This is a genomic window from Acinetobacter sp. YH01022 (genome assembly GCF_013420235.1).
Lineage (GTDB): Bacteria > Pseudomonadota > Gammaproteobacteria > Pseudomonadales > Moraxellaceae > Acinetobacter.
In genome coordinates this window covers 58,401-70,431 of sequence record NZ_VOYP01000001.1, presented here as the reverse complement: position 1 = coordinate 70,431, position 12,031 = coordinate 58,401, and the positions used below count along the sequence as shown (strand labels likewise).

General features: G+C 42.7%; 13 protein-coding genes. 8 read left to right on the top strand and 5 right to left on the bottom strand.

What is annotated here, in order from left to right:
* Positions 1 to 171 precede the first annotated feature (171 nt).
* Complete coding sequence (locus tag FTT87_RS00340) at positions 172 to 867, bottom strand: DUF1826 domain-containing protein (protein ID WP_180043119.1); 696 nt, start codon at positions 865 to 867, stop codon at positions 172 to 174.
* A 271-nt stretch (positions 868 to 1,138) separates the two neighbouring features.
* Here FTT87_RS00340 and FTT87_RS00335 point away from each other — a divergent pair, with 271 nt between their 5' ends.
* The 8 genes from FTT87_RS00335 to FTT87_RS00300 all read left to right on the top strand — a co-directional run bounded on the left by FTT87_RS00335 (position 1,139) and on the right by FTT87_RS00300 (position 6,892).
* Positions 1,139 to 2,116: a KpsF/GutQ family sugar-phosphate isomerase gene (locus FTT87_RS00335; RefSeq protein ID WP_180043091.1), complete on the top strand. Its 978-nt coding sequence runs from the start codon at positions 1,139 to 1,141 to the stop codon at positions 2,114 to 2,116.
* A 3-nt stretch (positions 2,117 to 2,119) separates the two neighbouring features.
* Positions 2,120 to 2,659, top strand: a complete 540-nt coding sequence (locus FTT87_RS00330) for an HAD family hydrolase (RefSeq protein ID WP_092819354.1) — start codon at positions 2,120 to 2,122, stop codon at positions 2,657 to 2,659.
* Between the two features lie 41 nt (positions 2,660 to 2,700).
* Positions 2,701 to 3,249 carry an LPS export ABC transporter periplasmic protein LptC gene (gene lptC / locus FTT87_RS00325; RefSeq protein WP_180043090.1) on the top strand — a complete coding sequence of 183 codons (549 nt, stop codon included), beginning with the start codon at positions 2,701 to 2,703 and terminating at the stop codon, positions 3,247 to 3,249.
* Complete coding sequence (lptA, locus tag FTT87_RS00320) at positions 3,233 to 3,799, top strand: lipopolysaccharide transport periplasmic protein LptA (RefSeq protein WP_180043089.1); 567 nt, start codon at positions 3,233 to 3,235, stop codon at positions 3,797 to 3,799. The genes lptC and lptA overlap by 17 nt, the downstream gene beginning before the upstream one ends.
* On the top strand, positions 3,799 to 4,545 hold the full coding sequence (gene lptB / locus FTT87_RS00315) for an LPS export ABC transporter ATP-binding protein (RefSeq protein WP_166168127.1): 747 nt from the start codon (positions 3,799 to 3,801) through the stop codon (positions 4,543 to 4,545). The genes lptA and lptB overlap by 1 nt, the downstream gene beginning before the upstream one ends.
* Before the next feature lie 162 nt (positions 4,546 to 4,707).
* A complete protein-coding gene (locus tag FTT87_RS00310) occupies positions 4,708 to 5,307 on the top strand; it encodes a YigZ family protein (protein WP_180043663.1) in 600 nt (199 codons plus the stop codon).
* A complete protein-coding gene (locus FTT87_RS00305; protein ID WP_180043661.1) occupies positions 5,300 to 5,917 on the top strand; it encodes an acyltransferase in 618 nt (205 codons plus the stop codon). Before FTT87_RS00310 ends, FTT87_RS00305 begins: the two co-directional genes overlap by 8 nt.
* Before the next feature lie 132 nt (positions 5,918 to 6,049).
* Positions 6,050 to 6,892, top strand: a complete 843-nt coding sequence (locus FTT87_RS00300) for a universal stress protein (protein WP_180043659.1) — start codon at positions 6,050 to 6,052, stop codon at positions 6,890 to 6,892.
* Between the two features lie 142 nt (positions 6,893 to 7,034).
* Here FTT87_RS00300 and FTT87_RS00295 read toward each other — a convergent pair whose 3' ends face one another.
* From FTT87_RS00295 to mutS, 4 genes are all read right to left on the bottom strand, one after another.
* Entirely contained in the window at positions 7,035 to 7,700 is a 666-nt protein-coding gene (locus tag FTT87_RS00295) for an O-methyltransferase (RefSeq protein WP_180043665.1), read from the bottom strand.
* Positions 7,701 to 7,835: 135 nt separating this feature from the next.
* The gene (locus tag FTT87_RS00290) at positions 7,836 to 8,549 is read right to left on the bottom strand and encodes a D-Ala-D-Ala carboxypeptidase family metallohydrolase (RefSeq protein WP_086195110.1); all 714 of its coding nucleotides are present in this window, start codon (positions 8,547 to 8,549) and stop codon (positions 7,836 to 7,838) included.
* A 139-nt stretch (positions 8,550 to 8,688) separates the two neighbouring features.
* On the bottom strand, positions 8,689 to 9,012 hold the full coding sequence (gene fdxA / locus FTT87_RS00285; RefSeq protein WP_004279936.1) for a ferredoxin FdxA: 324 nt from the start codon (positions 9,010 to 9,012) through the stop codon (positions 8,689 to 8,691).
* Between the two features lie 200 nt (positions 9,013 to 9,212).
* The gene (gene mutS, locus FTT87_RS00280; protein ID WP_180043655.1) at positions 9,213 to 11,864 is read right to left on the bottom strand and encodes a DNA mismatch repair protein MutS; all 2,652 of its coding nucleotides are present in this window, start codon (positions 11,862 to 11,864) and stop codon (positions 9,213 to 9,215) included.
* Positions 11,865 to 12,031 lie beyond the last annotated feature (167 nt).

Below are 12,031 nucleotides of genomic sequence, written 5' to 3'. Positions count from 1 at the left end.
ACCTGAAAAATAACAATTCAGCAATCAAAATAGTTGTATAGCGGGAATGTGAGTTCATACGGACCAATCTGTCCCGTTCCTCTAGAGCATTCAAGAGCAGAGCATTGAATAAACAGACAGATGTAACATCTAAATCTTATAGATCAAGTGAGCCCTATATCTCATCAATATTTAACAGATCAAGAGAAGTCTGTATTCACCCGCTTCAGCAGGCGCTCTATGCACGCAAGGCAAAACGGGCTGCGTTGGATGATCGACAGCCAAACGCCAAAGATGTCCCTGGCCTAAATTGATCGGTGTTGCATCCGCTTTGGGGGCATAATGCAAATCAAAGAAATATTCTTCCAGGAAATTTTCGAACTCAGTTTCTGGACCATCATGTAAGTCTTTCAGCTTTGCTCTTAATTCGGGAATCAAAATCTTTTGCTCAACCTGATCATTTGGCAAAATATCACTGGCACAACCAGAATAAGTACATAAGAAAGTATCGGTTTCTATAGGTGAGCGGTCAACGTGATAGGAATACACATCTGTTGCAATGAAATCCAGCTCTTCATCCCGTTCATAACTTTTAAGTAAATTAAGAGATGGGGATGCTCCGAAATCGGTTAATAGCTGGATATCTTTTAAGATCATTTCCCGAGCCAGATGACCTTGTTCTGAAAGTTGCAGCGCTAAAAGATCTTCCACAGAAATTTCTGTAATATTCTCTTTTAATTCAAGTTTAGTCACAATCTCTTTAAAATCACCAGCCAGATTTCTATACCAGCACATGGCATTCATATTTCCTTGAAACTTGGAATTGACCAGTTCAGGAAAAGTGGCAACCACACCAATTTGCTTGTGATCAGAAAGCGTATTTTTCATATGAGAATTAAATAATAAACCAAGTTTCATAATATACACTCAGCTTTACATAAATGCAGAATGATTCATGACACATGACCTGAAGAGAGTAAGGATGACGTTCGCGATAAACCTGAGTTTTACTCACCATAATTTCTGCACAATTATTGAAATCTTGTAATTTAGAAACGTGACATTTGCATAGATATGATAAAATTGCGAAAATTATTTTTTGCTTGATTGAATCAACTCTGTATAGAGTAAAGGTAAACCTATTTTGAACCCACCAAATATGCCAAATCAAATAGACTTTCAAAAAGTTGCATTAGAAACTTTGCGTATAGAAGAACGAGCACTGGAAATATTGGCAACACAAATTGACGATCGTTTTAGTCGTGCCTGTGAAATCATCTTGAAGTGTCGAGGGCGTTTAGTCATTACCGGTATGGGGAAGTCAGGGCATATCGGCCGTAAAATGGCAGCAACCTTTGCTTCTACAGGTACGCCGTCATTCTTTATGCACCCAGGTGAAGCGGGACATGGCGATTTGGGCATGCTGGTTCCTGGCGATGTGCTGATTGCCATTTCTAACTCGGGCAAGAGTGATGAAATCATGATGCTCATGCCATTAATCAAGCGTCTGGAAATTCCTCTAATTACCATTAGTGGCGACAACAAAGGCCCTATGCCGCAAAATGCCGATGTCGCTTTAACCTTGGGAAATATTCAGGAAGCCTGTCCACTGGGTCTGGCACCGACCTCAAGCACCACGGCAACTCTGGCTTTAGGCGATGCCTTGGCGGTTGCCTTGCTGGATGCACGTGGTTTTACTGCTGATGATTTTGCGCTGTCTCATCCAGCCGGTGCATTAGGTAAACGCTTGTTGTTACATGTCGAACACCTCATGCACACAGGTACAGAATTGCCAAAAGTCTCTCCAGATACACCAATGAATCAGGTTTTATACGAAATTTCAAACAAACGCCTAGGTTTAACCACAATTGTCGATCAAAATGACGTTCTATTGGGTATTTTTACTGATGGCGATTTACGTCGTTTAATTGATAAACAACAAGGCTTTGATGTGAACTTGCCGGTTTCTGAGGTCATGACTAAAAATCCATTGACCATTTCGCAAGAGGCACGTGCCGTTGAAGCCCTAGAGCGCATGAACGAAAAGAAAATTAATCAATTTGTTGTAGTAGATAGTGCAAACAAGGTTATTGGCGTGATTAGCATGCATGACCTGATTCAAGCCGGGGTAAATTAATAAATGGCATCTTATATTTTATTGGAACAGGCGCGCCATGTTGAAGCTTTGGTTCTTGATGTCGATGGAATTCTGAGTGATGGTTTTGTCACCCTGACCAATACCGGGGATGAAATCAAGTCCTTTGATATCCGTGATGGTTTAGGTATGAAACTCGTACAGAAAGCCGGTGTAAAAGTCATTATTATTACTGGACGTAAAAGCAATATTGTAGAAAAGCGCATGTCTGACTTGGGTGTAGACCTGGTTTTCCAGGGCCGTGAAGACAAAGGCACTGCATTACGCGAAGCCTGTGCCCAATTGAATGTTGCTCCAGAAGACTGTTTATATATGGGCGATGACTGGCCTGATCTTTCGGCATTTGCCATTGCCGGTATGAAAGTGACTGTTCCCAATGGTCATGTCGAAGTTCGACGCCGTGCTGACCTTGTTACTCAGGCCATGGGTGGTCGTGGTGCAGTGCGTGAAATCTGCGACATGATTCTGACGGCCAAAGGGGCTTATGAACAGCTGCTTGAAACCTATACCGCTGCCCCACATTAATTGTTAAACAATTCATTGAATTTGAGTTAAGTGCCACACTTATGGATACAAAAGTTTTATACCTGACTGCTATAGCAATTGCAGCTATAAGTGGTGGTTACTACTATTACAGTGGTAAGGGCAACAAGCTCGAGGTTGATTCAGCCAGAAGCATGACCTATTCCGCTGAAAAAATTAACCTGACTCAAACCGATGACAACGGTAATTTGTATGCCCGTGCTCAGGTCGACCGTATGGAACAGGACATGCAAAAAGAAACGGCCAAACTCGAGAACCTGAATGCCTCGCTGTATAAAAATGGCGCAGTTGATGCCACTTTTTATGCCAAAGTGGCGAACAGTTATGATGACAATCAACGGGTGATTCTGTCAGGAAATGTCGTGGCGACCAAGTTGATGCCACAGGGCAAAATGCAGTTTCAGACCCAGGAATTAACCGGATATCCTGAAACCCGGGAAATTGAGACAGATAAACAGGTCATTGTGCAATCTCCGCAAGCTGAATTTGTAAGCCAAGGTCTGAAAGCCAATTTAAATGACGGTCAATACGAATTTTTTAATATTCGAGGAAAATATGAACCACAATCTTAAGCTTACATTGTCTAAAACTTTGCTTAAACAGGCAGCTTTAGCCGGTTTGGTTGTATTCTCGTCGGCAGCGGCATTGGCCATTCCATCTGACCGAAATCAGCCTATTTCACTGGTTGCTGACCGTGCCACCTATAATGAAAAATCCGGGGTGACGACCTATAGCGGGAATGTCATCATCGAACAGGGCACCATGAGATTGCAAGCCAACTCTATTGTTGCCAATCTGAACAGTCAAAAACAGATCAGTAGCATTACGGCGACAGGCGGTCCGGCACGTTTCCAACAACAAATTGATGTCAATAAAGGCTTGGCGAAAGGTCAGGCACAAAAGATTCTTTATAATGCCCAAACTGGCATTATCACCTTGTCCGGCAATGCATTTTTACAGCAGGATGGGGCAAGTATTCGCGGTAATACTTTGAAATACAGCATGAATAAAGGTGATGTTGAAGCGACAGGTACACCGAACAATACTGGCTCATCTTCAGGTCGCGTACAAATTATTATTCCACCATCTAGCTCAAAAACGTTCCCAGGAGCACGTGATTAATGGATCAACCGCTAAATCAGCCCCAAACATTGTGTATTAAACATCTGGCAAAAAACTATAGTAAAAGATGGGTTGTGAAAGATGTCTCTTTTCAGATGCAGAGTGGACAGATTGTAGGCTTACTTGGTCCAAACGGTGCGGGTAAAACCACAAGTTTCTATATGGTGGTGGGTTTAGTTCGGATGGACAAAGGCGAGATTCATTTGGATGATCTTGATTTGTCAGACTTGGCCATGCATGAACGTGCCCGTAAAGGCATTGGTTATTTGCCGCAAGAAGCCTCAATTTTTAGAAAACTGACGATTTCTGAAAACATTATGGCGATTCTTGAAACCCGTAAAGATCTGAACAAGCAACAGCGTCAACAGCGTTTAAATGAACTATTGGCAGATTTTAAAATCACGCATATTAAGGATTCACTGGGGATGAGTGTGTCTGGTGGTGAGCGCCGTCGTGCTGAAATTGCCCGTGCTTTGGCGGCCGATCCCAAGTTCATGCTGCTTGATGAACCTTTCGCGGGGGTCGATCCTATTTCTGTAGCGGACATCAAGGATATTATCCGTGAACTTAAAGACCGCGGAATTGGTGTACTGATTACCGATCATAACGTACGGGATACATTGGCGATTTGTGAGCATGCCTATATTGTCAGTGAAGGTGCGGTAATTGCAGAGGGTACACCGCAAGAAGTGCTTGAAAATGACACTGTGCGCAAAGTCTATTTGGGTGAAGATTTTACTGTTTAATTAAAGTTTAATCAGAATGATTTAATCTTATAAATTACAGTATCATTTAAGTTTAAATATTTTTAATTATTAAGAAACCTTCTTTTATAGGAGGTTTTTTTGTATCTGCAAGCGGTTCAAAACAGGCTATACTGCTGCTGTATTGTTATTTATTCCAGATTTATGCCATTTACGATTGCCTCATCCGTTACTTTCGAAGAAGACATTAAAAAAAGTCGCTTTCAGGCGATTGCTGCACCAGTCGAAAATGAACAGGATGTCAAAAACTTTTTAGAGTTCCATAAAGATATCACCACCACACATCAGTGCTGGGCATGGAAAATTGGCCATAATGTTCGTTTTAATGATGATGGTGAACCATCAGGTACTGCTGGACGCCCGATTTTGGCAACCATTGAAGGCAATGAATTAACCAATATCATCGTTCTGGTCAATCGCTGGTTTGGCGGTATTAAACTCGGAACGGGAGGGCTAGTTCGGGCCTATGGTGGTTGTGCAGGGCAGTGCCTGGTACTGGCGGAAAAAATTGAACTGATTGAAAAAAAGAAAGTCAGCTTTGCCTCCCATTTTAATGAATGGGCTATTTTTCAGTATGAGTTGAACCACCAAAACATCGAATTTCAAGAACAATATACTGCCACAGGCGTACAGGTCGAAGCCTTGTTACAAGTTCATCAAATTCAGCCTTTGGCACTGAAAATTCAGGATGTGACTCGCGGACGTGAACAACTGAAAATTGTAGAAGAGCCGAACCATGACTGAACAGGATCCGCTATTAAAATATCGTGAACAACATAAGCACCGTTTAAATTACATGCCGTGGCTGTACTGGTCATTAAAACCGAAAAATCGCGGCTGGGCAGAACAGTGGCAAAAAGAATATCAGGCTTATTTGATGGAAATGGAAACTGTCGAAATTGGTGAAAACTGTTTTATTTCACCGCTGGCCCATATTTTTGCCGAGCCGGGCCGGAAAATCACGATTGGTGACAATACTTTTATTGCCGCAGACTGTACCTTGCATGGTCCTTTAGAAATTGGCAATGAAGTGGCCATTAACCATCACTGTATTCTCGATGGTGGGCGCATGGGGATCAAGCTACATGATCAGGTCCGTATAGCTGCATATTGCCATTTATATGCTTTTGACCACGGGATTGAACTTGCACAGCCCATTTACCAGCAAGCGGTACGTTCTCAGGGCATCGAGATTGGTCAGGATGTATGGCTAGGCGCGCATGTGGGTGTTAAAGATGGTATAAAGATTGATGCTCATGCCATTGTCGGCATGAACAGTATGGTCACAAAGGATGTTGAAAAGGCAACTATTGTTGCGGGTAATCCGGCCAGGTTTATTCGTCATCGGGATTAAAAAATCCAAGAAAATGAAGATGAATCAGGGAGTAAGTTTAATTACATAAAAGCCTGCACAGCGGTGAAGAGTTATGCTAAGTTAAAATAACAATTAGACTTAAAGCCTGTATGGGCGAAAAGCGAGGCGAAAATGAAACGTGTAATCGCTTGTATTGATTCTTCTCCATGTGTAAATGCAGTGGCTGAAGCTGCGGCATGGGTTGCAAAGCAGACACAACGTGAATTGGTACTATTACAGGTTTTAGATTATTACCCGGCTAGTTATCATTTGGGGGAAATTAGTGGGGTGATCGGGTTTGAAAGTAATGCAATGTTACTGAAAGAACTGGCAGAACTTGAACAAAAACAAAGTGAACTGGCACTGGATTACAGCAATAATCTTTTAACCCATATTTCTGACATGATTCAGCAGAAGTATGAGATTAGCGCCTCGCATCTGCAAGAAAAAGGCGATTTCCTGGAACAAAGTTTTCATGTGCTTAAAGAAGATGACATCGCCATTATTGGCCGGGTCGGAGAGCGTTCTGCGGAACGAAACAAACCAATAGGCAGTAATGTAGAAAATTTTATTCGTGGTGCAAAATGTACCGTAATGACCGTCGGGGAACAGTTTAAACCACCCACACGATTCATTTTTGCCTATGAATATTCACCAACCTGCGTTAATCTGATGAAACGTGTCGCACAAAGTGATTTATTAAGACTCTTACAGTGCCATCTGTTATATGTAGGTGATCATCCGGAAATACTGAATGAACCTTCGCAGTATTTACGTGATGCCGGGATGGATGTGGTGACTGAATACCGTTATGGCGATGTTTCGGAAAATATACTGGAATACCAAAGTGAACATGGCATACAACTGATATTGCTGGGTGCATTTAGTCACAGCAAGATTCGCCAATTCTTTTTGGGAAGTGTGGCAACAAGTATATTCCGAAACTCAACCGTACCCTTACTGGTGGTGAAATAACTGAGTCAATATCTAACAGGTTTGATTAATAATTGCCCATAGTTATCCGCATAAGTTGTGGATAACTATATGGACAGTATCTTTAAGTTATTAATAAAAAACAAAAAAAATAAAAAGATTGTTTTTTAACCTTTGTGTCATATTATTTCACTATGGCAAGTGCAAAGCCATCATGTCCTTTGCTACCAACTGTTTGTAATGCAGTACAGGACAAAATTCGAGGATGGTCTTGCAAGGCGACAAACATATCGCGAATACCTTCAATACTAGGTTTGTGGTTTGCAGGATTAATGATCTCGCCAGCACGAATCACGTTATCCAGCACAATAATAGTCCCTGAATGGGACAAGTTTAAGCTGAGTTCTAGATACTCTGGATAACTCTGTTTGTCGGCATCAATAAACACAAAGTCAAATGGTTCAAAATCTGCAGGCAATGCCTTTAATACATCTGCTGCACGCCCTACCTTAAGCTCAATGGTCTGCGGAAGTTTGGCATGATCAATATTTTCCTGACCCAAAGCTGCATGAGTATCACGACCCTCAATGGTCAGAATGTAGCCATCTTCTGGTAGCGCACGAGCCAACCACATTGTACTGTAGGCAGCAAAGGTACCCAGTTCCAGTACACGTTTGCACTTGTTCATCTGAATCAGCATTTGCAGCAGCATGCCCTGATTGGGTGCGACTGCGAGGTGATCTGGAAAACCTTTATCTTCAGTATTTTTTAATGTCTGTAGCAGAATGGGGTCTTCTGGAATTAAATGTGAATCGATGTAAGCATCAATCTCTGTCCACATTTGTTGCATAGTCTGGTCACCTGTGTTGCGATGCATGCATTTTAAACTTTTCCATTCAGAGTGCAATTTATCGTTTTGATTTATTGAAAATAGGGCAATAAAAAAGAGATCAGCAGGATCTCTTTTTTACCGCAATACACGATTTTAAAAATTACACATCGAGCTGTGGCGTGAGTGGTCTGGACCCCAGGTGCGGTAACCTTGAGTATCAATATGGATTTGACCAGAAGCATATAGCCCAAGTCCCATATTCAGGCTTTGTCCGTACTGCACCCAGAATTGACATAATTTAAATTTGCTATTTTCAATAAATGCATAATCTTCTGCTTGGGGCACTTCAGGCCCAATACGGAAATCGATCGCCGAATTAAATAAGTGGCGTGATGAATTTGCGCCACCGGCACACTGGTTAAGTGACAAATCCCGGTAAACAGAGGTCACTTCAAAGTCAGTAAGCACTTTGGCAGCAACCAGGTATTTAAAGACACGTAAAGTTGCAATTTGATTGTTCCACAATTCACGGTTAGGAATCATATATTGTGGACGGCCGCATTTTTGCCAGTCACGGGCAGAACGCAACAATTCGAAACTTGGGATAATATTGCCGACACCATTACGTTCCAGAAAATTTTCATATTCACGGACACGATGTAAATTATCACCGATGGCAATCCATGAATTATAAACATAAGGTACTGTTTTAGGTGGAATTGGGCGTTCAAGGCTAATGCGTTCTTGAGGAATGAAGATCCGTTTTCCATGGGGCATTTGCCCTTGTTTCTGAGGAGATGTGCTACATCCAATCATGACAAGTGGGACCAAGCTCAAGCCCAGTAAGCCCTTTAAAACATGCTTCATTATAGAAATCAGATATTTATAAATACATGCTATTTTAATCTAATTTGAAGGATAAAATTTGAAAATATTGCAATCAAATGTTTTTTTAAGTATAAAAAAGATCAGCCTATGCTGATCTTTTTCAGGCTCAGAAACAGTCTTATTTTTCCAAGTATTGTAACTTGTCGGCTTTACCGTTCCATTCTTCACGATCGGCAGGCTGGTCACCAATTTGAGTGATGTTTGGCCATTTTTGTGAAAGATCGGCATTCAGCTCAATAAAGACTTCCTGACCTTCAGGCAACTCATCTTCCGAGAAAATAGCATTTGCCGGGCATTCAGGTTCGCATAATGCGCAGTCAATACATTCATCTGGATTAATCACGAGGAAATTTGGACCTTCGTAGAAACAATCTACCGGACAAACTTCTACGCAGTCTTGGTATTTACATTTAATACAATTTTCAGTGACAACAAAGGTCATGGCGACAGCTACCTAAAAAATATGGTTCTAGTTACTCTTGCTGTATTTTAGGCAAAAATGCTGCTAAGTAACAATTGCTTTTATTGATATTTATTATATATAAGGCTGTTAATTTTAGTAAAAATTGAATATTTCATTAAATATATGTAGTAAATGAAAAAGACTTCTATTTAGAAGTCTTTTTCTGGCACAGATTTAAATTAGCTTTCCAGGGCATCTTTTAAAGCATAAATTTGTTGCAAGGCTTCCCGGGGAGAAAGATTGTCTACATCCAGCGATCTTAACAACCTTAGTGCAGGGCTATCTTTTTCAATTTCCACTACACGTTCAATAATTTCTACAGCCGGTTCATCGATCGCACTAAACAAGTCATTTTGTACTACCTTATTGACCTGTTGATGTTGCTGTTTTTCCAGAATCTTTAACCGATTTTGTGCTTCTTTAATCACGCTGGCAGGAATACCGGCCAGTTTTGCTACCTGTAAGCCATGGCTTTGACTGGCAGGGCCGTGCTGAACCTTGTGTAGCAGGATTAAATTACCGTTCAGCTCCTTGGCTGTGACATGATAGTTATCAATTCCTGATTCCTTGCCCAGTTCGGTCAACTCGAAATAATGAGTCGCAAACAGGCACAGGCACTTAATCCGTTTGCTCAGGTCAATCACACAAGCCCAGGCTAGAGACAAACCATCATAGGTACTGGTTCCGCGTCCGACTTCATCCATCAGTACCAAAGACTGGTTGGTGGCATGATGCAGAATTTGCGAAGTTTCGGTCATCTCCACCATAAAAGTCGATTTACCGGTCGATAAGTCATCTGCTGAACCAATACGGGTAAACACGCGATCAATCGGGCCTAATACTGCGGACTTTGCAGGCACATAGGAACCGCAATAGGCCAGTAAACTGATCAGTGCGGTTTGACGCATAAAGGTGGATTTGCCGCCCATATTCGGACCGGTCACAATGGCCATACGGTGGTTAAAGTCTAGTGTGGTATCGTTCGGGGTAAAAGCAGTTTTGCTTAAGGCTTCCACCACAGGATGCCGGCCTGCAACAATTTTAACCCCAATTTCAGGGCTGAATTCTGGACGGGACCAGTTGCGTAAACGCGCCTGATGGGCAAAATTGGCCAGCATGTCAATCTGGGCAATAGCGCTGCTCATCATCTGTAAATTGCCAATGTCTTGACGTAATTCATCCAGCAGCATTTCAAACAGCATTTTTTCACGCGCAAGGGCACGTGATTCGCTGGACAGGACTTTATCTTCAAAAGATTTCAGTTCCGGCGTGATATAACGCTCGGCATTTTTTAAGGTCTGGCGACGGATATAATGATCCGGTGCCTGCTCGGCTTGAGCACGAGTCAGTTCAATATAGTAGCCACTGACACGATTATAGCCAATTTTCAGGGTTGAAATGCCGGTGTTGGCACGTTCTTGAGTTTCCAGATCAATCAGGAACTGGCCTGCATGATCACGGATTTTACGCAGCTCATCCAGTTCACTGTCAAATCCTTCTGCAATGACATTGCCATCACGGAGTAATACCGGAGGGTTTTCGACAATCGCAGACATCAGGCGTTGATGCAGGCCATTAAAATCCCCTAGTTCATCTGTCAGCTGCTGAATTAGAACGGATTGCTTAGTCTGCATCATTGGCTGTAGGGCATGGCGTAAAAAAGGAATTTGCGCACAGGCCTGACGTAGTTGTACCAGATCACGCGGACGTGCACTGCCTAAAGCGACACGGCTCAGTACACGTTCAATATCGCTAATTTCTTTCAGGACCAGACGAATCGGTGTTTCATGATAACCGCTCAACATAGCGGCAATGGCATCCAAACGGGCATCCAGTATTTTGGTGTCGCGTAAAGGCTGCATCAGTGTACGGCTGAGCAGTCGGCCACCCATGGCAGTCTGGCAGTCATTGATCAGCTGGAACAGGGATGTACCATGTTCAAATAGAGGTTCAACCAGTTCCAGATTGCGACGCGTGACCGGATCTAGCGCAATAAAATCACTGCTTTGTTCTAGCTGAATCGAGCGGATATGCGGTAAAGCAGTTTTCTGGGTTTCTTTGGCATAATGGATCAGTGCCGCTGCCGCCGCTTTGGCCAGCGGTAAATGGTCAATTCCGAAGCCGGACAGGGTAGATACCGCGAACTGGTCACATAAGGTTTTTTGTGCATTATTCAGGTTGAAATCGACATTCGGACGACGGGTCACAGGGCAGTCGAGTTGTTTTTTGATCTGCTCGATAATATTGGGATCGACAATATCTTCATCTACCACAATTTCACTTGGCATTAAGCGGGAAAGTTCAATTGCCAGTTGTTCGTGATGAAACTCTTGTTGTTGTACCTTGAAAATACCGGCACTTAAATCCAGCAATGCAATACCAATTTGCCCCTGATGTAAGCAGAGTGCAACCAGATTGGAAGACTGATGACTGTTCAATAGCGCATCATCGGTCAGGGTGCCCGGAGTGATGATACGCACCACACCACGCTCCATAGGTGCCTTTCCGCGAGAGCCTGCGCTCTCGCCCTCACCAAGCTGTTCGCAAATGACCACGGTTTCGCCTTTTTTGACCAGACGGGCCAAATAGCCTTCAGCGGCATGATAGGGAACACCTGCCATGGGAATCGGTTCGCCATTGGCCTTACCGCGGTGGGTTAAGGTAATCCCCAGTAATTTGGCGGCTTTATGGGCATCGTCAAAAAACAGTTCATAAAAGTCACCCATGCGATAAAACATCAGGGAGTGCGGGTGCTGCATTTTGACGCTCATGTACTGCTGCATCATCGGCGTTAAAGTGGAAAGATCAGCCATGATTTCCGGGTAACTCATTGAGGTAAAATCCTTAAATATTTAAATACATCTCATCGTTAAAATTTGGCTGTCTCACCAATTTCAAATTTATGCATGAAACGATATGCGTTAAATCCTAGACTCTGGCTTTGTTCTTATTGTTATTTTCAAGCCAACCCGAGCTATGGAAAAACGCTATTTCATTT